Source organism: Sulfitobacter sp. SH22 (genome assembly GCF_965641905.1).
In the GTDB taxonomy this organism is placed as follows: domain Bacteria; phylum Pseudomonadota; class Alphaproteobacteria; order Rhodobacterales; family Rhodobacteraceae; genus Sulfitobacter.
The window spans coordinates 2,907,234-2,925,822 of sequence record NZ_OZ282573.1 but is presented as its reverse complement, the minus strand read 5'-3'; the positions used below and the strand labels follow the sequence as shown (position 1 = coordinate 2,925,822).

Below are 18,589 nucleotides of genomic sequence, written 5' to 3'. Positions count from 1 at the left end.
CCACAAGCTTTAAACGGGAGACGACACATGAAACTGATCTATACAGCACTTTTGGCAACCGCCTTTGCAGCCCCTGCATTCGCAGGCGACGTAGCCGATGGCGAAAAGAACTTTGGCAAGTGCAAGGCCTGTCACGCGATCGTCGATGATGCGGGCGAAGTGATCCAGAAGGGTGGCAAAACCGGCCCGAACCTGTTCAATATCGTTGGGCGTCAGGCCGGCTCGGTTGATGGCATTAAATATAGCGATGCACTGGTTGCGGCTGGCGCAGCGGGCCTGATCTGGGACGAAGCCACTTTGGCCGCCTATATGACGAACCCGACCGATTTTCTGCGTGAAACATTGGACGACGCCAAGGTGCGGTCGAACATGTCGTTCAAACTGCGCAAGGGTGGCGAAGACGTGGCTGCATATCTGGCCAGCGTTTCCCCCGCCGCGGGCGAAGCAGAGCCTAAAAGCGAATAAACGACCTTGAACGGATAACCAAAAGGCCCGCCCAACGGTATCGTTGTGCGGGCCTTTTACTGTGATGCGACCGATGTGCGGGTCTTTTCCGCGCGGGCACGGGCCTTGGATGCCTGTTCGGGCAAACCTGTTTTTTCATAGATATCGCCCAAAAGCATGTTCAGCGGCACGCCGTCAGGGTCATAGGTGCGGCGCATCTCAAGCACTTGTTGCGCGGCTGATGCACGCCCGTCGTGAACCAGCGCATCCAGATGGATTTGCTCGAATAGGTCGCGCTGCGCATGGCTGCCGCCACATTCCGCCATGCGGGGCAACGCCTGACCCAACAGCGTGATCGCAGTCGGCCAATCGCCCTTGCTATGTGCGATGATCCCGCGGGCAGCAGGCAGGGCGACTTCTGCCCACGCAATATGATCATGTTGGCGGGTATCTGCGGCGCGGGCTTTGATGGCAGCCATCAGGGACTGTGCCTCCGGTTTGGCTGTGCGACCTAACGCATATAGATATTGCAGGGTCAGGAATGCATTTACCGTATCCTGCCCGCGCAATGCGATGTGATCGGCAACATCTGCCCATCGGTCACCCACGCTGACGCCTGCGAATTCCATCCGCGCCAGCAGCGACACGGCACCGACCTGATCCTGGGAATAGTCTTTGGCCAAGCCCCAGATATGCGTGTCATAGGCGCAGCGCACGTCGTCATGTCGCCCCTGTGACAGATAAAACAGCGCCAGATGCCACCAGTTATGACTGCGCATAAAGGAATTCAGGGGCTGCCATGTGCCAGCAACGCTTTCCAGAAACGCGGCCCCTTCGGATACGCGCCCTTGGGTAAGCATGACATGCGCCAAGGCGTGATGGGCCCAAGGTTCGTCGTGGCGCAGGGACATGGCCCGCCGCGCGGCGGCTTCGGCATCGTCCAGCAGGTGGCATTGTTCATAGCCGAACGCGATCATACCGTGCACATAGGGGATATCAACGGCGTCTGGCAGGGCCTTGAGGGCAAAGCGCAGCATACCGGCGGCATCACCGGTGTTGAACAGATGATACTGCGCCAGCTTGAGCATGGTGACATCGCGCGGATGGTCGTTGGTAATGGCATCGCATCCTGCCAGCATCGCGGGGATATCGCCATCAACCCAATGGCCGATGGTTTCAATCACCTGCGCCTCGCGTTGGGTGCTGGGGTCGGCTGAACGCGCGCGGGCCATATAGGGTGCAGCCTTGGCCGGGGCGGCGGGGGCCTCAAGAAACATCCACAGCATCGCGGCATAGGCATTTGCCAGCCCACAGGCCGGGTCGGCATCGGCTGTCGGAATGATATTCGGGGCCTTCGTCTCATAGGCGATGAAACCGTGAATGAAATCATTGATCCCCTGAAGGGTCTGCGGGTTTTGCGTGGTGATCGGCAGACCGTATAGATCGGTTGTCATACTGCACCCTTTACTAAATGCCCTGTGTTAGAGCCAAAATGCGTCATGATATCGTTCAGCAAGACGCGCAGAACAATCATGTCATTCCCCGCCAAAGCAAATGCCGGCCCACTTGGGAAGGGAATGCTCAGGCATTCAGATCCCTCCAACACGGCAGCAGGTCACCCGGGGCAGGGGTGGCCTCGTAGATCGCGCGGGCGATTGCACGGGCAAGGCACAATGATGCCGCGTGGCCGATAAGGGCCAGCATCCGATCCTCAACCTGATGACCTGCGGTGCTGAGCGCGAACACCAGATCCCCGTCATGCGGGGTGTGTGCGGGGACTATTGCGCGGCCAATACCGTCATGGGCTGCAACCGCCATCCGCTTGCACTGCGCCTTTGTTAGGGTCGCATCTGTGGCAACAATCGCAATCGTGGTGTTTTCGCGCGGCGACATTGCTGCGATTTTCCGACTATCAAGGGTAAGCCCCAGGCCGCTGGCGGGATCAGGACCAAGCCCGCCGAATTCGCTGCCCATTTCAAACGGGGCAGCATAAAAATGACGATCGCCGGGGGTTGTCACGGCACCCACGGGATTTGCGGCAACCAATGCGCCAACCATCGTGCCGTCGGGCAATTGCAACGAGGCAGAGCCAAGCCCGCCTTTGACCATAGCGCTGAGCGCGCCAGTGCCCGCGCCAACCGTTCCCAAGGCGAAACTGTCGCTGGCCGCATCAAATGCAGCACGACCAAGGGCGCGGTAGGGGTTTTCGGCCCAGTCTTTCTGGCCGCCGTTCAGCAAATCAAACAAAATTGCGCCGGGCACCAAGGGGATCGTGGCAGGCCCCACCTGAAAGCCGCGACCGACGGCGCGCAGACGGTCAACCACGCCAGAGCAGGCATCCAAGCCGAAAGCAGACCCGCCCGACAGGACCAAGGCATCGACGGCAGCGACGGATTTGTCCGGTGCCAGCAAATCGGTTTCGCGCGTACCCGGTGCGCCGCCCATCACATGGACAGAGGTGGTAAAAGGTGCATCGGCGGTCAAGACCGTGGTGCCGGATTTCAAGGGGTCATCCTGAGCGTTGCCGACACGAAGCCCGGCGATATCCGTAATCAGGTTTTTGGGACCGGTTTTCATGGCTTCGTGCCTGTAGCAAGGGCGGAACGCTCCGCGGGGAGTTTATTTGGCAAAATGAAAATGGCCTAGATACAACGGCCGCCGTCGACTTCCATTGCGACGCCGGTGATCATGCTTGCCTCGTCCGAGCACAAGAACAGGGCAGCGTTGCCCATGTCTTCGGGTTGGCTGAAACGGCCGAGCGGGATGGTGGACAGGAACTTGGCGCGCATTTCGGGGGTGTCTTCGCCCATGAAGGTTTTCAGCAGCGGCGTTTCACCCGCAACGGGGTTGATCGCGTTGACGCGGATGCCTTGGGGGGCAAGTTCAACCGCCATGGTCTTTGTTGCGGTGATCATCCACCCTTTTGAAGCATTGTACCAGTTCAGGTTCGGCCGCGGGGACACACCGGCGGTAGAGGCAACGTTGAGGATCACGCCGGTTTGGCGTTGTTTCATATGCGGTACGATGCTGCGGGCCGTCAGGTAGACGGATTTCATATTTACGCGGGTGACACGGTCAAAATCGTCTTCGCTGATCGTCTCGAGGGGGGCAGGTATATGCGAAACGCCTGCGTTGTTGACCAGGATGTCGATATGGCCCCATGCCGCCAGAGCCGCATCTGTCATCGCCTGAACCGAAGCACCGTCGCCCACATCAACCTGTTGGGCAATTGCATGATCGCCCATTTCAATGGCGAATTGTCCGGCTGCGGTGCCATTGATATCGGCGACCATCACGCGTGCGCCTTCTTGCAAAAAACGGCGCACGATGCCGGCCCCAAAGCCGGAGGCACCACCTGTCACGATTGCGGTTTTTCCTGTCAGTCGCATCTTGGGTCTCCTTGTTGGGGGTTTGTTGCAGGTATGCTACGCAGGATCTGTGCCGCCGCCAAGTGGCGTGTTGAAGAAGGTGTCGGGGACATCAGGGGCGTTCGATCCGAAAGGTGAAGCAGCCGATCTGCTGCGCCGTTTTGGGTGGGCCTGCTGTGATCTCGCAGACGTTTTCGCAGTCGGAAAGGCATTGTTCCCAGAACGCCATGCCGCCGGGAGAATGGGTGGCAACGCCCAATGTCCAATCGCCGCCAAGGGCGTTGAATATCAGATGCGCGGCCTGTGTGCCAATCCCTTGGTGGCGGTGGTCGGGGCGGATTGTGAATTCTGTCAGCTCGTGGGTGCCATCCGCATGGTTCCATACCAGGGCGAACCCGATGGGCACCCCGTCGAGGTTGATCAGATAGGGGTGCCGGCCCTTTTCGATCCAGTAGCGGTCAAGCGCCGAGGGGTAATAGACCGGCCCATCGGGCAGCAGTTCGGCGAAATACGTTTTGGCCATCGTATCCAACACCGAACGGTTGTGTTCTGGAACGGGTGCGATTGAAAGCGTCACGGGTTAATCCCCCCAAGTTCGGGCAGCACGGGCGCTGCGGCAAGCAGCGCTTGGGTATAGGGATGCCGAGGGTTTTCAAAAACGGTTTCGGTGTCCCCTTGTTCAACGATCTGGCCGGATTTCATCACCAACACGCGATCCGTAATGGTCCGCACCACCGACAAATCATGCGAGATGAAAAGATATGTCAGATCATAGGCTTTGCAAAGATCGGCCAGCAGGTCGAGGATTTGGGCACGCACGGACACATCCAAGGCGCTGACGGCCTCGTCGAACAGGATCAGATCGGGGCGGATGATCAGGGCGCGTGCGATGGCGATGCGCTGGCGCTGGCCGCCGGAAAATTCGTGAATGTATTTGCGCGCGTCATCCGGGGTCAGACCGACAGCGGTCAGGGCCTCGGCTATGGCATTTTCACGCGCGGCACCTTTGGGCGGGTCGGTCAGCAGGTGAAAGGGTTCGGTGATCAGGCGGTCAACGCGGTGACGGGGGTTGAAGCTGCCAAAGGGGTCCTGAAACACCACCTGCATTTTGCGGCGCACGGAAAGGTTCGGCTTGTTTCCGGAAAAAACCGGCTCTCCCTCGAGGGTGATTGTGCCTGACTGGATCTGTTCAAGGCCCAATATTGCCTTTGTCAGGGTCGATTTTCCACAGCCGGATTCACCGACCAGACCCAGACGCTCGCCTCGTTTGAGGGTAAAGGACACGTTATCGACGGCCCTGAATGTGCCGGAACTGCCAAGCACAGTGGTACGGGGCAGACGGTAATCACGGCTGACATTTTGCACCTCAAGCAGGGGGGCGGGTGGTGGCGCGGGGGGCAGTGCAACCTTGTGGTTCGAAGCCGCGAATAGCATTTTCGTATAGGGGTGGTGCATGTCGCGCAGCAGGGATCGGGTTTCGCCTTGTTCGACCACTTCGCCTTTGCGCATGACGACAATGCGGTCAGCCATATCGGCAACGACGGCCAAATCATGGGTGATCATCAGCAGGCCCATATTATCGGCCTTGGCCAGCGATTTGAGCAGGTCAAGGATTTGCGCCTGTGTGGTCACATCCAGCGCCGTTGTGGGTTCATCGGCGATCAGCAACCGGGGGCGAAGGGCAATCGCCATGGCAATGACAACTCGCTGGCGCTGGCCACCCGACAGTTCATGCGGATAGCGGGACAGGGGGAATTTCACATTTGGAAGGCCGACACGTTCCAGGGTTTCCGCCGCCCGCGCCAGCGCATCACCGCGTGAGACTGACCGGTCATGCACACGGATCGTTTCGGCGACTTGATCCCCAATGGTTTGCACAGGGTTGAGCGCGGTCATCGGTTCCTGAAACACCATGCCGATGTCGTTGCCACGGATCGCGCAAAGTTCCTGTTCGGACAGTTTCAGCAAATCCTGATCGCCCAGCATGATATGCCCTTTGGCATGGGCACCCTTGGGCAGCAGTTGCATCGCAGCCAGGGCTGTCATGGATTTGCCCGATCCGCTTTCCCCCGTGACGGCGACGATTTCGCCTTGATCCACGGTGATCGTTACATCATGCAAGATCGGATAGCTGTGGATCGCGACCGACAGGTTGGTGATGCTGAGTAATGTCATACCCGCGCCACCCGCAACCGTGGGTCAAGGTAATCGCGCAAACCGTCACCCATCAGGTTCAACCCCAACACGGTCAGGATGATCGCAAAGCCGGGGATAAGCGCCATATGCGGCGCGATCGACACCAGTGTTTGGGCGTCTGCCAGCATCCGCCCCCATGACGGTGTCGGCGGTTGGGCACCTAGACCCACATAGGAAAGGCCCGCCTCGGCCAGAATACCCAGACTGAACTGGATTGTGCTTTGGACGATCAGCAGGTTGGTCACATTCGGCAGGATATGTTCAACCGATATGCGCGTGGCGGATTTTCCAGCAACTCGGGCAGCAAGGATGAATTCGCGTTCCCAAAGGCTTAGCGCGGCACCACGGGTGATGCGGGCAAAGACCGGGATGTTGAAAATGCCGATGGCGATGATGGCGTTGATCGCGCTGGCCCCGAAGATTGCTGTGATCAGGATGGCAATCACCAGCGAGGGGAAGGCAAAGATCAGGTCGTTGCCGCGCATGATCAGCTCGTCCACCAGCGACCCGCGCCGTGCTGCCGCCCACAGGCCTAACGGTATGCCCAGCCCCATGCCGATGCCAACGGCCACCAGCGCAACGGCGATGGATGTGCGGGCCCCCACCATGATCATGCTTAGAATATCGCGGCCAAAGTGATCTGTGCCCAGCAGATGATCGCCGCCAATTCCCTTTAGCTTGTTGGGGATGTCCATCGCGGTGTGATCAAATGGCGTCCAGACGAATGATACCAGAGCGGCAAGGATGAAAAATCCGGTGAGCGCCGCGCCAATGATCAGATTGCGGTTCATGTGCGGGACCTTAGGCGCGGATCGACGGCGGCATAGGCCAGATCGACCAGAAAATTGACCAGAATAACCGAGAACACCAGCAACATCACAACAGATTCCACGACGATCAGATCGCGCGCGGATATGGATTGAAACACCAGCCGCCCCAATCCGGGCAGGTAAAACACCTGTTCGATGATGATGGACCCCGCCAGCAAAAACGAGAATTGCAAACCGATGATCGTCAGCACCGGGATCAACGCATTGCGCAAACCGTGCCGCCACAGCGCCTGGCGTTCGGTCAAACCTTTGGCGCGTGCGGTGCGCATGTAGTCCTCGCCCAAGACATCCAGCAGCGATGACCGCATCACCCGCGCAAGGATCGCGGCCTGGGGCAAGGCCAGCGCGATTGCGGGCAATGTCAGGGCATGCAGACCGGCCAACAGCCCTTTGTCCCAGCCAACAAACCCGCCCGCTGCAAACCACCGCAGATTGATCGAAAAAATCAGCACCAGCATCATCGCAAACCAGAAGTTCGGCACAGCGACACCCAGTTGCGTGGCCCCCATAACGCCCAGATCCCCCGCACGGCCCCGACGCGAGGCGGCATATATTCCGGCGGGAAAGGCGATCAGCGTGGACAGAGCCAAAGCATAAAGCGCAAGCGGCAGCGACACCCACATGCGCGCGGCGATCATATCAGCGACGGGGGTGCGGTATGTATAGGACGTGCCGAAATCACCGGTCAGCAAACCGCCAACCCATGACAAATACCGTTCGGGTTTTGAGGCGTCCAAGCCAAGTTCCGTGCGCAGGGCGGCCAATGTTTCGGGCTGTGCATTCATGCCCAGCATGAACGAGGCAGGATCACCGGGCGCGATTTCGATAACGGAAAAGATGACAAGGGATGCCACAGCAAGGCTGATGCAAAGGGAAAGCAATCGTTTGATTGTATAACGCAACATTTTCACAGGTTAGGCGCGGATTTTGAACGCGTCCAGATAGGAAAGGAATGTCACCCGCTGATTTGGCAGCTTTTAACCATCTGAAATAAAATAAAATTACAGGATGTTCGCAAAAGTTGGAACAATATGGCAACTGGTCGTGTTGGTAATGCAGAAGTTAGTAACAAGGAGCTTAACGATGACCAATACTTTTAAAACTCTCGCAATTGCCGCCCTGATGGGTACCATTTCCGCACCGGCATTTGCCGCGGCTCACGCCAGCCCGCAGATGACATGTGGCGAGTTCAACCAACTGTCCGAGGAAGACCAAGCGACCGTCGCATCCATGGCGATTGCTGAAATCGACGATGGCTATAACGGCGAATCCTTTGATGATAACGCCCGTGCCACCGATATGTCAGCGGATGTCACCGCTGAAGTCGCGACTGATGGTGTGGCTGTCAGCGATTCGATCATAGACGGCGAAGCCAGAGCGGTAGAGCCAACAGGCGGAAACACCGAAGCGTCCAATGAAACGGCGGAACCGACTGTTGTGACGGCAACAAAGCAGCTTTACCGCATTTGTTCGCTCAACTTTGACGCGACAGTAGGTGAAGCAGCAGCTGGCCTTGTTGGCACCAAGTAATAGCTGTTTGTTAACGAGTTTGAACGGGCGCATTTTTGCGCCCGTTTTTTTGTGAAACATGCCTCGCTATCCGATGCCAAAGCGTTAGATATCTTGGCTATGCGCAGACCAATGTTCATCGGGCACGAAATTTTCCGGGGTTCCAGTTATGGGCGCTGGCACCCGTTGCGCGTGCCGCGCGTATCGACGGTAATCGACCTGTCCCGTGCAATGGGATGGTTGCCTCCATCGCAATACATCACCTCTCCTCGGGCGAAACCAAAGGCCTTGATCGGTTGGCACACGCCAGAATACATCGCAGCCTTGCAGCGCGTTGAAGCGGACCAGAAAGCGACCGCTGATGATTTGGATCGCCATGATATCGGCAGTGTGACCAACCCAGTCTTTGGTGAAATTTTCCGCAGACCTGCCACAGCTGCGGGCGGGTCGATCCTTGCCGGTGAATTGCTGCGCGATGGCGGCGTGATCTATAACCCTGCTGGTGGGACCCATCACGGGATGCCAGACCGCGCCAACGGCTTTTGTTATCTGAACGATCCGGTGTTGGCGATGAAATCCCTGCGCCATCATGGTGTCCGCCGCATCGCCTATGTTGATATCGACGCGCATCATCCCGACGGGGTCGAGGTCGGTTTTGGCGGTGATCCCGACTGCCTGATGATTTCAATTCACGAAGACCGTCTTTGGCCGCGCAGTGGGCCCATCGAAAATGATGCGGGTGGAAATGCGTTTAACCTGCCTGTGCCGCGCGGGTTGAACGACAGTGAAATGGCCCATATCCGCGATCATCTGATCTTGCCCAAGGTTCAGGCGTTCAGGCCCGATGCGATTGTGTTGCTGTGTGGTGCTGATGCCGTGGAGGAAGACCCCCTGTCGCATCTATCACTCTCTAACAACGCGCATTTGGATGTTTTACGCGGGCTGATGGGTATGGCCCCGCGCCTGCTGGTGCTTGGCGGGGGCGGGTATAACCCGTGGTCGGTCGGGCGGTTATGGACAGGGGTCTGGGCAACTTTGAACGTGTTGGAAATACCTGAACGTCTGCCCGACAAGGCCCAGACCGTGCTGCGCGCCTTGCGGTTTGATGGCAACCGTCGGGGCAAAAACCCGCCCGATCACTGGTTCACAACCTTGCGCGACACGCCGCGCCAAGGGGGCGTTCGGGATGAAATCAGACAGATGGTAAAGCTGCTTGCCGCACGCAGCTGAGGGCAGGCGCTATCGTTTGTTGGAAATAATCGCCCGTGCCACGAAATAGCTGACCGGAATGGCAAGCACCGCACCAATCACGGCCCCGCCAAGAATAGGCGTGAGGGTATCGTAGCCTGAAGCCAGAGCGACAATGATCAAAGAGCCTGCCAAAGATGTTGCGACGATTGAATATAGAATTGATGCAAGGCGTAACATGTCGCGCTCTCCGGTTGTTTGGTTTGTGGGCAAACTATCGGCGGGGCAGGTGGCCCGTCCTTGATGTATATCAACAAAAGCCCGTGTGAATCCCGGCCCCTTTCCCAACGAAAAACGCCCCCGCAAAACGGAGGCGTTTCAATTTCATTAAAAGACGAAGGTCTATTCAGCCCAGGTTACGCCCGTCAGGTCGGTTGCCTGCGTCGGTGCGTTTGACCAAAGGCCTTGCACCCCGGCCTTGGCGACTGACATGGCGGCCAATTGGAACAGATAGCCGTTCACATAGTCTTGCGAGATCATCTTTTGCGCTTGGCCCAGCATTTCGGTCCGCATATCCGCATCTGTGGTTGCGTTCAATTTGGCCATCAACGCCTGGAAATCGGGGTTGTCATACTGGAAATAGTAATCCGGATTTGCGTAGATTCCGATGTCCATCGGTTCGGTGTGGCTTACGATGGTCAGGCCAAAGTTCTTGCCCTTGAACACAGTCTCAAGCCATTGCGCCCATTCGACATTGTTGATCTTTGCGGTGATCCCCACATCGGCCAGTTGCGCCGCGATGATTTCACCGCCACGGCGGGCATAGGAAGGGGGCGGCAGGTCAAGCGTTGTCTCGAACCCGTCTGGGAAACCGGCCTCGGCCAGAAGGGCTTTGGATTTTTCAGGATCAAACGCGCTGATCGCGGTTTCATCTACATAGGCCGGATTGTGCGGTGCGAAATGGGTGCCGATGGGCGTACCATAGCCGAACATCGCACCGTCAATGATGGCCTGACGGTTGATCGCATGGGCGACGGCTTCGCGCACCTTGACGTTGTCGAACGGCGCTTGCTTGTTGTTCATCGCCAGAATGGTCTCGCCCTCGGTCGATCCGACCAGCACTTGAAAGCGCGGGTCTGCCTCGAATTGGGGCAGGTTTTCAGGGGCGGGGAAGCCAACGAAAACATCGACATCTTCGGCCATCATCGACGCAAAAGCGGCAGTCGGGTCCGAGATGAACTTGAATGTTGCCATGTCCAGCGCGGCAGGCGCACCCCAATAGGTGGGGTTCTTTTCGATCATGATGTTATCGCCCTGCGTCCAGCTGGTGAACTTGAACGCACCGGTGCCGATGGGCAGCTGTTTGATGTTGTCGATGCTTTCGGGTGCCACAATCACGGCATCGCCCCACGCAAGGTTGAACAGCATGTTGCCGTTCGGCTCGCTCAGCTTGATCTCGACCGTTGTGGGATCAATCACATTGACCTCGGAAATGGCACTAAACAACGCTTTTTGCGCGTTGGCGCTGTTTTCGGCCCCGATCCGGTCAAGGCTGAATTTCACATCTTCGGCGTCCATTGTGGTGCCATCGTGAAAGGTCACACCTTCTTGCAGCTTGAACGTATAGGTCAGACCGTCTTCTGAAATTTCCCACGATTTTGCCAGACCGGGAACAACCGATCCATCGCCCATGAACCGCGTAAGGCCTTCAAAAACGTTGGAATAAAGCACCTGATCAATCGCGCCAGCAGCGGCGCTTGTCGGGTCCAGATGTGGCGGTTCAAGTTGCATTGCGACGGTAATGTCGGATTGTGCAGCGGCACCACCGGCCATCAGCGCGGCAGCGCAAGTACCAAGAATAAGCGAGCGAAGGTGAAACATCGGAGGTCTCCTGTTAACTTTCAAAAAAAGTCTATCCAGTTCGAAACGCTTTGACCAGCACTGCCATAACACTAACAAATTTGTATTGTGCCGCTTGCGCTGGCGGTTTATGCGCCACCTTCGCTTATCAGGCAGGGGTGCGTTATGACTGCGGTATCTTCCACATTGGGAATTGATTTCGGGACGTCCAACTCTGCGGCGGGCTATGCCATCGACGGTGTGCCCCGTCTGATTGATGTCGAGGCAGGCGAAAACACCCTTCCCACGGCGTTGTTTTTCGATGTCGAGGAAAAGCGGATCATATACGGGCGCGGTGCCCAAGAAGCGCTGATCGGCGGCGACGAGGGGCGGTATATGCGCGCGCTCAAAAGCCTGCTGGGCACGCCCTTGATGCGCGAAAGCCGGATGTTGATGGGCAAGCGGATGGATTTTGTCGCCATCGTGGCCAGCTTTCTGGCCGAGCTGAAAAAACGCGCCGAAGCGGCCACAGGCCAGACATTCGATCGTGCGCTATCGGGGCGCCCTGTGATGTTTCACAGCGCCGATGCCGCGCGCAATGCCCAGGCGTTGGTCGATTTGACCGAATGCTATCACCTTGCCGGTTTCAAAGACGTGCGTTTCATGCCTGAACCCGAAGCAGCCGCCCTGGCCAACCGCGGCGTGCTTGAACCCGGTGATCTGGGGCTGATCGTGGATATCGGTGGGGGTACATCGGATTTTACGCTGTTTCGCCAGCAAGGCGACGCAGGCATTCATATTTTGGCCAGCAAGGGCCTGCGCATGGGCGGTACGGATTTCGACCGGGAGCTCAGCTTGCATCACGTCATGCCGCATCTGGGCATGGGCAGCCAGATCAAACATGTGTTCGGCGATGAAACCCATGCCGCACCCCATGCCGTGTTCACCGATCTGGCGACATGGCAAAAAATCCCGTTCCTTTATACCCGCGAACAACGGCGTGCCGTCGATGATCTGGCGAAATATGCGGTCGAGCCTGATTTGCTGAACCGTCTGGTCAAGGTGCTTGAGGACGAGCTGGGCCACGACATCGCCTTTGCCGTCGAGGCAGGGAAGATCGCGGCGAATGATGTGGCAGCGACCGCGCCGCCCGAAATCAAACTCGATATTCTGGAGCGTGGTCTGCGCGTGCCGCTGCCCCCCGCGATGATGGCCGCGACATTGAATGAAATGGCCAATAGCATCGCGCAGGTTGCCACCGATCTGGTCGCGCAGGCCGACCTTGCGCCTTCGGATGTGAACAAGCTGATCTTTGTCGGCGGGTCGAGCCTGATGGGGGTGATCGACATCGCCATGCGCGGCACCTTTCCGCAGGCTGAATTGCATCGGGGTGCCGCAATGACCGCGATCGTCGACGGGCTGGCAATTGCCGCGTCCCACGCTTTTGCGACGGAATAGAGCCTATTGTTTCGGCAAAAGCAGCGTTTCGAGTGCGGCACCCATCACGCAGGCGCTGTCGATCATATCGTCGATGCCAATATATTCGTCAGGCTTGTGCGCCAGTTCCAAGAGGCCCGGACCGTAGGCGATACAGTTCTTGAGCTTGCCAATCCGGTCGATGTGTTTCTGGTCATATGACCCGGGCGAGGCGACGTATTCTGGCGCTTTGCCCATGATATCCTGAATGGCGCTGGCCACGGTTTGAACGATGGGGGCGTCCCGGTCTGTCATTGAGGGCAGCACCGAATTCAGCTCAGTCAGCTCGTAATCAAAATCGACCCGCGTTTCGCGCAACCCTTCCAGCAGGGCGCGCACTTCGTCGCGCACTTGGTCGAGCGGTTCTTCCATCAGGAACCGCCGGTCAATGGTGATCCGGCAACTGTCGGGCACGCAATGGGCGGGCAGGCCGTCGAAATCTTCGTCGTTTTCCTTTTGACCGCCGTGGATCGAATTGATGTTCATGGTTGAACTGCGCGCCCCTTCGGGGACGACGGGCATATCGGTGTGACGTGCGGCCATGGCGGGGAACAGCTTGTTCTCGAACTCGGACAGGACGGCACCCATGTGGCGCACGGCGCAATCGCCCAGAAACGGCATGGAGCCGTGGGCGATTTCGCCCTTTGTCTCGATCTCCGCCCACCAGCCACCGCGATGGCCCAAACAAATCCGGTCTTTCTGCAAGGGTTCGGGGATGATCACATGCTGGACCCGTTCAGGGTTAAAGAACCCCTGTTCCGCCAGATAGGCCACGCCACCATAGCCGCCGGATTCTTCATCTGCGGTGCCGGAAATTTCGATCGCGCCGGAAAATTCGGGATGCGTTTCGATGAACGCTTCGGCGGCGATGATAGACGCGGCCAACCCGCCTTTCATATCGCAGGTGCCGCGCCCGTAAATCTTGCCGTCCGAGATTTCGGCCCCGAAAGGGTCAAACGTCCAGCCTGCGCCGACTTCGACCACATCGGTATGGCTGTTGAAATGCACCGTTTCCCCGGACTGCGTGCCCTCGCGGCGGGCGATGATGTTCCAACGGGGGTATTTCGCACTGTCGCCGGGGGTGCCGTGAGCGCGGATCAATTGCGTCTCGAACCCGTGCTGTTTGAGCCTTTTGTCGAGGTATTCGCAGATCAACAGATAGTCGCGCCCCGGCGGGTTGAGCGTCGGGATGCGGATCAAATCCTGGGTCAGCGCGATCAGGTCGTCACGCTTGGCGATAATGGCGGCGGAGAGTGTGCTTGTCATAGGTGCATGTTTGATCGTGTGCATTGATATGGCAAGCGGTGACTTGGGTTGCGCCGTCGGATTTGAGTTTATTTTGCAAAATGAAACAGGGCCGGAGGGATTATCCGGCGATGTCCTTTATTGCGGTGAGCAAAGCGCGGACTTCGTCCAATGTGTTGTAATGGCACAGCGAAACGCGCACGGCAGCATCCAGGCCAAGAGGGGTCAGGATGTTTCCGGAGTAGTGATCCGCCTTGCGCAGATGGGTGCGGATGCCCTGGGCATTGAGTTTTTCGACAATCTCGGCGGCGGGGACCGATTTGAGGCTAAAACAAACCAGACCTTCGCGGTCGGGGTTACCCGTGCCCCCAAGAATGGTGGCATCGGGCAGATCGGCGAGACCGGCAAGGTTGCCTGTGCCGAACAGCAGGGCGTCGGTCAGGTGTTTTTCGTGGTCATGGATCGCGACACCGGCGGCTTCGATCTGGGCGCGGGGGGCGGTTGCATCGGAAACCTGCTGGCCCAGCCATTCGAAATAGCGCACCACATCGCTGAAGGTGGCGTAAGCGCCAGTATCGCGCGTGCCCATTTCCCAATTTCCGGCGGGGCCGTCCTTGAGCGTTTCAATTGACAGCGTGCTCAGGCGGTCCGACGCCCAGGCGATGCCATAGCCGTGGCGCGAAAACAGTTTGTAGGGCGAGATCACATAGCCGTCGATGTCGTAGCTGGCGATGTCGATACGCCCGTGGCTGGCGTGCTGGATGCCATCGACGAAAATGAACGCATCGGGGGCAACGGCGCGGATCGCGGCACTGATACCGGCGACATCATTGGCGATGCCGGTGACGGGTGACGTGTGCAGGATCGTCGCGACCCGTACTTGGGGTGTCATCAGGGCGGCATAGGCGGCGGGTGTGACCTGCCCTGTGGCATCATCATGGGGGACGTTGATATAGGCTTTGCCCGTTTTTTCGGCCCAATGCAGCGCGGCGCTGCGCGAGGCGGGATGTTCAACACTAGAGCCTATCACAGCGCCATCGGGGGTGCCCGTCACAGCGGTGCGGATCAGGCGGAAGGACAGTTCTGTGCCGCTTTCGCCAACGAAAAACTGGCCGTTGGGCGCGTTGAAAAACACGGCCATGTCAGCCTTGGCCTGTTTGATGGTTTCAACGAGCGCATGTGAGGCGGGGTTGTCGCGGCCCTGATTGTCCGGGATCGACGCGAACAGGGTCGAGGTCTGTACCACCGAATTCAACGTCAAAGCGCCACCGGCATTTTCGAAGAAGATGCGCGGCCCCTGGAACGGGCAGGTATCCACATGGGCAAAGCTGGCGCGGATCGATTGCATGAGGTCTGAGTTGTGCGTGAACATTTTGGCCCTGACTGCGTTGGCGTGAGTGGATTTGAGATTTCTGCGCTGGTTCGCCCTTGAATCACAACCACAATTATCTGCTTGGGTCATCAGCATTTAGGCGCGGTGGGTCGAAATGGTGGCGTTGATCCTGAAGGGACAACCGGGTCCGGGGGCTGTGTTCGGGGTTTTTATTCCGGCAATTTCGGAAAATATCGTCTGGGGGTGATCAGTTTTGCCCTCGCGGCTTGGGGTCAGCGGCGCGATGAGGTAGAAGTATTGAAATAGCTATATCCCGAGGCGTTTGTCAGCCCGTGGGTGCATTGCCGGACCGCATTGAAAGGACCCGATCCTTGGGAAAAATAACATTGGATACGGTCGTGCTGTATTGGACTGCTTTCAGGGCGATGATTGAAGATATCAGCGAACGGAATATTGCGCTGATTGCGGCGGGTGTGGCGTTTTATGGGATGTTGTCGCTGTTTCCCGCATTGGCGGCCCTTGTCACCTTGCTGAGCCTGATTTCGGACCCGGTCGTTGTGATTGCCCAGCTCGAAGAGATGCGTGGCCTGCTGCCTGACGACGTGTATGACATCATGAACCAGCAAATCGTGTCTTTGGTGACCACCAGTTCCGAGACATTGGGTTGGGCCGGCGCGATATCGGTGCTTGCGGCGTTGTGGTCTGCCCGTGCCGGTGTCGGGGCGATGATGATCGGGTTGAACAGTGTCTATCACCAGCCCAATCGGAATGTGGCAAGGCATTACTTTCGTGCGCTGATGCTGACCTTTGGTTTGGTGATGGTCGGGATCATTGCGCTGGTCACCGTGGTTATTGCGCCGATCGTTCTGGCCTTCATCCCCTTGGGTATCTTCGGAGTTATTTTGGCTGATCTGATCCGCTGGAGCATTGCCATTACGGTGCTGCTGGCGGGTATCGGGGTGCTATACCGGTTCGGACCAAACCACCGCACAGCCAAGCCAAACTGGCTGAGCTTTGGCGCTATATTCGCCGTGGCCTCTTGGGCGGTGGTATCCATCGGATTCAGCTATTACGTCGCTAATTTCGGCAACTACAATCAGGTTTACGGGTCCATTGGGGCTGTGATTGCGATGTTGGTGTGGCTTTGGATCAGCAGTTTTCTGGTGCTTATGGGCGCGTCCTGGAATGCTCAGGTCGAAATGCGTCTGCGCCCGGACACCGCTATCGGGCACCCGCATCAACCGGCAAAGCGCGGGCCTGCCGTTGCAGAGACGTTCATCACAGCAGAAAAGGGCCAGTCTGAATAGACGGCCCTTTAATGGATGCCTGCGGTCCCAAACCCCTTTTACCGATGAGAGTTTGACCCAAGCGGTTATAAACGCGCGTTCTTGCCTGCGTTGAAGCCGTTGATCAAAGCGACGACCAAAGTCGCGATACCTTCGACCCCGCCCAACGCCTGAGCACGCTGCTGTGCCTGAAGGCGCAAGCGTTCTGCTTCTCTTTGGTGTTTCAGGTTCCGCGATCGGATGCTGGTGGCAGCGACCATTACCAGACCCGCGCCAAAAAACACGCCACCAATGACCAGACATGCAATTAATGTCGAGGTGATCGTGAGCAGGAATATCCAGGCTGCCGCAGACAGAAAGATTGATCCAACCACAAGGCACAAACCAGCACCCAGACCGATTGCTGCGGTCTGGGCTGTTTCAGCCGCTCTTTGGGCTACTCTGTCGGTGAGGGCGTCCAATATGGCTTGCATCACCGGCGTGCCGTGATCAGCCCGATCAGAAAACCAACCCCTGCTGCAACACCCATCGCTGTGGCTGGCTGCGTGCGAATAAAGTCTTCTGCGGTTTTCTGCGCGTCAACGACCTTTTCTTTGCCAAGGTCGGCGTAATCATGGGCGGCTGCCTTTGCCTGATTTGCGGCATCGCGTGTTGTGCTTTTGCTGAACTGGCTGACCGAACTGGTCAGGGCAGCAATGTCATCCTTGAGGATTGCGATTTGCGTGGATAGATCTTCTACGGTGACGTCTTTGCTCATTTTAATGTCCTTAGCCATTTTCTGTCTCCTTAACGTATTATCTGTCCTACAAACGCGCGGGCTGTGATTCAGTTCCATTATATCATAGCGGTCGGGGCACGAACGGTTTGATGCAAATCAATCAGGGTTGCCTGAAAACGGCCCGCAAGGAAGTGCAGTCCCCTGGTCGGGGCTGTCTGGCTTTGGGTTAGGATTGGCAGTTGTGCCTTAGCGGGTACCGAACCGCGTTTTGAACCAACTTGGCAATGTCACGCGGTGTTTGAACACATTGGAGCTGCTTCTGAGTACGTTCTCTTTTTCATCGCGGATAGGCTCGGTGGTGATTGACCGATAGGCTTCATCCCGGGCGCTGGTCCAATCCTTTTCTTTGTACCGCGCCAAATTTGCGTAAAACCGCGAAGCGTCTTTGTCAGCCTCACGCCAGGCGGCACCGGGCAGACCTTTGCCTTCGGCGTTTCCAACTTCCATCCGGTGGTGGTTGGCATCCTCAAGGGCCTTCAGGTTGGCGTATTTAAGGTGCAACAGATACACCCCCTGAGGAAGCTGGAACGCGGCCGTGGCCAGCTTGCGGGGGCCGACCCAGATGCCGTGGCGCCACAATGCTGTCCCGCGTTTTGAGGCCCAGGCCTTGCTGTAATGGCCGGTGAAAACTGCTGTGGACCGGTGGCCCAGGGCCATTTCGCCCGCGTTCAAAATCTGGTCGCCTATCGTTTCGGCAACATTCAAGCCCAAGGCGAACATGGCATTCGACGTGGGATTTTTGAAAACATCGTCAAAAGACGCGTAAAGCGCCGGGTCAAAGCAAACCAGTTCATCGGCATCGGTGCGAATGACCCAGTCATAGGACAGCCCCAAGCCATCCGCGAAACTGTTCAACATCTGCCCACGACGCCGGTCGAACCCTTCGAGGGTTTCACGCGGCACGGTAATAACATCTGCCTGGGGGCATAGTTCGGCGATCATCGGGTCAGCGCCATGGGCGACGATATAAAGGTTATCGTACCCTATCAGGCGGCCATAATGCGCGTACCATTGCGAGAGCGCCCAGTAGTCCTTGTAAACCATTGTGATTGCGCATGTGCTCATGGGTTCTTTTATGCCGCGTCTAAAAGCTGTGA

Annotated in this window: 19 protein-coding genes; 5 read left to right on the top strand and 14 right to left on the bottom strand. The window is 57.7% G+C overall.

What is annotated here, in order from left to right; all coding sequences use genetic code 11:
• Positions 1-27: 27 nt before the first annotated feature.
• Positions 28-465 carry a c-type cytochrome gene (locus ACSQ13_RS16360; protein WP_176250368.1) on the top strand — a complete coding sequence of 146 codons (438 nt, stop codon included), beginning with the start codon at positions 28-30 and terminating at the stop codon, positions 463-465.
• Between the two features lie 56 nt (positions 466-521).
• Here ACSQ13_RS16360 and ACSQ13_RS16355 read toward each other — a convergent pair whose 3' ends face one another.
• From ACSQ13_RS16355 to ACSQ13_RS16325, 7 genes are all read right to left on the bottom strand, one after another.
• Positions 522-1,898 carry a tetratricopeptide repeat protein gene (locus ACSQ13_RS16355; RefSeq protein ID WP_295508062.1) on the bottom strand — a complete coding sequence of 459 codons (1,377 nt, stop codon included), beginning with the start codon at positions 1,896-1,898 and terminating at the stop codon, positions 522-524.
• A 127-nt stretch (positions 1,899-2,025) separates the two neighbouring features.
• Complete coding sequence (locus ACSQ13_RS16350) at positions 2,026-3,021, bottom strand: P1 family peptidase (RefSeq protein WP_295508058.1); 996 nt, start codon at positions 3,019-3,021, stop codon at positions 2,026-2,028.
• 65 nt (positions 3,022-3,086) lie between these two features.
• The gene (locus ACSQ13_RS16345; RefSeq protein ID WP_295508055.1) at positions 3,087-3,833 is read right to left on the bottom strand and encodes an SDR family oxidoreductase; all 747 of its coding nucleotides are present in this window, start codon (positions 3,831-3,833) and stop codon (positions 3,087-3,089) included.
• A 91-nt stretch (positions 3,834-3,924) separates the two neighbouring features.
• Complete coding sequence (locus tag ACSQ13_RS16340) at positions 3,925-4,389, bottom strand: GNAT family N-acetyltransferase (protein WP_176250372.1); 465 nt, start codon at positions 4,387-4,389, stop codon at positions 3,925-3,927.
• Positions 4,386-5,987: an ABC transporter ATP-binding protein gene (locus ACSQ13_RS16335; protein WP_295508051.1), complete on the bottom strand. Its 1,602-nt coding sequence runs from the start codon at positions 5,985-5,987 to the stop codon at positions 4,386-4,388. The genes ACSQ13_RS16340 and ACSQ13_RS16335 overlap by 4 nt, the downstream gene beginning before the upstream one ends.
• A complete protein-coding gene (locus tag ACSQ13_RS16330) occupies positions 5,984-6,799 on the bottom strand; it encodes an ABC transporter permease (protein WP_176250374.1) in 816 nt (271 codons plus the stop codon). Before ACSQ13_RS16330 ends, ACSQ13_RS16335 begins: the two co-directional genes overlap by 4 nt.
• Positions 6,796-7,743 (bottom strand): ABC transporter permease, encoded by a 948-nt coding sequence (locus ACSQ13_RS16325; RefSeq protein ID WP_176250375.1) that lies wholly within the window; start codon positions 7,741-7,743, stop codon positions 6,796-6,798. The genes ACSQ13_RS16330 and ACSQ13_RS16325 overlap by 4 nt, the downstream gene beginning before the upstream one ends.
• Positions 7,744-7,921: 178 nt before the next feature.
• Between ACSQ13_RS16325 and ACSQ13_RS16320 the strand changes: the two genes are divergently transcribed.
• Positions 7,922-8,368: an HdeA/HdeB family chaperone gene (locus tag ACSQ13_RS16320; protein ID WP_295508044.1), complete on the top strand. Its 447-nt coding sequence runs from the start codon at positions 7,922-7,924 to the stop codon at positions 8,366-8,368.
• A gap of 99 nt (positions 8,369-8,467) precedes the next feature.
• Positions 8,468-9,577, top strand: a complete 1,110-nt coding sequence (locus ACSQ13_RS16315) for an acetoin utilization protein AcuC (protein ID WP_295508042.1) — start codon at positions 8,468-8,470, stop codon at positions 9,575-9,577.
• Between the two features lie 9 nt (positions 9,578-9,586).
• On the opposite strand, the gene ACSQ13_RS16310 is transcribed toward ACSQ13_RS16315, so the two are convergent.
• Positions 9,587-9,775, bottom strand: a complete 189-nt coding sequence (locus ACSQ13_RS16310) for a CTP synthetase (protein ID WP_176250378.1) — start codon at positions 9,773-9,775, stop codon at positions 9,587-9,589.
• Between the two features lie 162 nt (positions 9,776-9,937).
• On the bottom strand, positions 9,938-11,416 hold the full coding sequence (locus ACSQ13_RS16305) for an ABC transporter substrate-binding protein (RefSeq protein WP_295508039.1): 1,479 nt from the start codon (positions 11,414-11,416) through the stop codon (positions 9,938-9,940).
• Between the two features lie 144 nt (positions 11,417-11,560).
• Here ACSQ13_RS16305 and ACSQ13_RS16300 point away from each other — a divergent pair, with 144 nt between their 5' ends.
• Entirely contained in the window at positions 11,561-12,832 is a 1,272-nt protein-coding gene (locus ACSQ13_RS16300; RefSeq protein WP_295508038.1) for an Hsp70 family protein, read from the top strand.
• Between the two features lie 3 nt (positions 12,833-12,835).
• On the opposite strand, the gene ACSQ13_RS16295 is transcribed toward ACSQ13_RS16300, so the two are convergent.
• The gene (locus ACSQ13_RS16295) at positions 12,836-14,116 is read right to left on the bottom strand and encodes an acetylornithine deacetylase/succinyl-diaminopimelate desuccinylase family protein (protein WP_176250381.1); all 1,281 of its coding nucleotides are present in this window, start codon (positions 14,114-14,116) and stop codon (positions 12,836-12,838) included.
• Between the two features lie 100 nt (positions 14,117-14,216).
• Entirely contained in the window at positions 14,217-15,467 is a 1,251-nt protein-coding gene (locus ACSQ13_RS16290; protein ID WP_176250382.1) for an aminotransferase class V-fold PLP-dependent enzyme, read from the bottom strand.
• A gap of 386 nt (positions 15,468-15,853) precedes the next feature.
• Here ACSQ13_RS16290 and ACSQ13_RS16285 point away from each other — a divergent pair, with 386 nt between their 5' ends.
• The gene (locus tag ACSQ13_RS16285; RefSeq protein ID WP_176250445.1) at positions 15,854-16,735 is read left to right on the top strand and encodes a YihY/virulence factor BrkB family protein; all 882 of its coding nucleotides are present in this window, start codon (positions 15,854-15,856) and stop codon (positions 16,733-16,735) included.
• 65 nt (positions 16,736-16,800) lie between these two features.
• On the opposite strand, the gene ACSQ13_RS16280 is transcribed toward ACSQ13_RS16285, so the two are convergent.
• From ACSQ13_RS16280 to ACSQ13_RS16270, 3 genes are all read right to left on the bottom strand, one after another.
• Entirely contained in the window at positions 16,801-17,187 is a 387-nt protein-coding gene (locus ACSQ13_RS16280; protein ID WP_255200198.1) for a hypothetical protein, read from the bottom strand.
• The gene (locus ACSQ13_RS16275; protein ID WP_255200199.1) at positions 17,187-17,489 is read right to left on the bottom strand and encodes a DUF883 family protein; all 303 of its coding nucleotides are present in this window, start codon (positions 17,487-17,489) and stop codon (positions 17,187-17,189) included. Before ACSQ13_RS16275 ends, ACSQ13_RS16280 begins: the two co-directional genes overlap by 1 nt.
• A gap of 189 nt (positions 17,490-17,678) precedes the next feature.
• A complete protein-coding gene (locus ACSQ13_RS16270) occupies positions 17,679-18,557 on the bottom strand; it encodes a glycosyltransferase family 2 protein (RefSeq protein ID WP_295508031.1) in 879 nt (292 codons plus the stop codon).
• Between the last annotated feature and the right edge of the window lie 32 nt (positions 18,558-18,589).

Excerpts from the sequence above, each read along its gene's own strand:
- ACSQ13_RS16310 (WP_176250378.1), bottom strand. The coding sequence starts at position 9,775 with ATGTTACGCCTTGCATCAATTCTATATTCAATCGTCGCAACATCTTTG.
- ACSQ13_RS16325 (WP_176250375.1), bottom strand. The coding sequence starts at position 7,743 with ATGTTGCGTTATACAATCAAACGATTGCTTTCCCTTTGCATCAGCCTT.
- ACSQ13_RS16270 (WP_295508031.1), bottom strand. The coding sequence starts at position 18,557 with ATGAGCACATGCGCAATCACAATGGTTTACAAGGACTACTGGGCGCTC.
- ACSQ13_RS16320 (WP_295508044.1), top strand. The coding sequence starts at position 7,922 with ATGACCAATACTTTTAAAACTCTCGCAATTGCCGCCCTGATGGGTACC.
- ACSQ13_RS16295 (WP_176250381.1), bottom strand. The coding sequence starts at position 14,116 with ATGACAAGCACACTCTCCGCCGCCATTATCGCCAAGCGTGACGACCTG.
- ACSQ13_RS16275 (WP_255200199.1), bottom strand. The coding sequence starts at position 17,489 with ATGGCTAAGGACATTAAAATGAGCAAAGACGTCACCGTAGAAGATCTA.
- ACSQ13_RS16345 (WP_295508055.1), bottom strand. The coding sequence starts at position 3,833 with ATGCGACTGACAGGAAAAACCGCAATCGTGACAGGTGGTGCCTCCGGC.
- ACSQ13_RS16335 (WP_295508051.1), bottom strand. The coding sequence starts at position 5,987 with ATGACATTACTCAGCATCACCAACCTGTCGGTCGCGATCCACAGCTAT.
- ACSQ13_RS16300 (WP_295508038.1), top strand. The coding sequence starts at position 11,561 with ATGACTGCGGTATCTTCCACATTGGGAATTGATTTCGGGACGTCCAAC.
- ACSQ13_RS16360 (WP_176250368.1), top strand. The coding sequence starts at position 28 with ATGAAACTGATCTATACAGCACTTTTGGCAACCGCCTTTGCAGCCCCT.
- ACSQ13_RS16280 (WP_255200198.1), bottom strand. The coding sequence starts at position 17,187 with ATGCAAGCCATATTGGACGCCCTCACCGACAGAGTAGCCCAAAGAGCG.
- ACSQ13_RS16305 (WP_295508039.1), bottom strand. The coding sequence starts at position 11,416 with ATGTTTCACCTTCGCTCGCTTATTCTTGGTACTTGCGCTGCCGCGCTG.
- ACSQ13_RS16330 (WP_176250374.1), bottom strand. The coding sequence starts at position 6,799 with ATGAACCGCAATCTGATCATTGGCGCGGCGCTCACCGGATTTTTCATC.
- ACSQ13_RS16355 (WP_295508062.1), bottom strand. The coding sequence starts at position 1,898 with ATGACAACCGATCTATACGGTCTGCCGATCACCACGCAAAACCCGCAG.
- ACSQ13_RS16350 (WP_295508058.1), bottom strand. The coding sequence starts at position 3,021 with ATGAAAACCGGTCCCAAAAACCTGATTACGGATATCGCCGGGCTTCGT.
- ACSQ13_RS16285 (WP_176250445.1), top strand. The coding sequence starts at position 15,854 with ATGATTGAAGATATCAGCGAACGGAATATTGCGCTGATTGCGGCGGGT.
- ACSQ13_RS16315 (WP_295508042.1), top strand. The coding sequence starts at position 8,468 with ATGCGCAGACCAATGTTCATCGGGCACGAAATTTTCCGGGGTTCCAGT.
- ACSQ13_RS16290 (WP_176250382.1), bottom strand. The coding sequence starts at position 15,467 with ATGTTCACGCACAACTCAGACCTCATGCAATCGATCCGCGCCAGCTTT.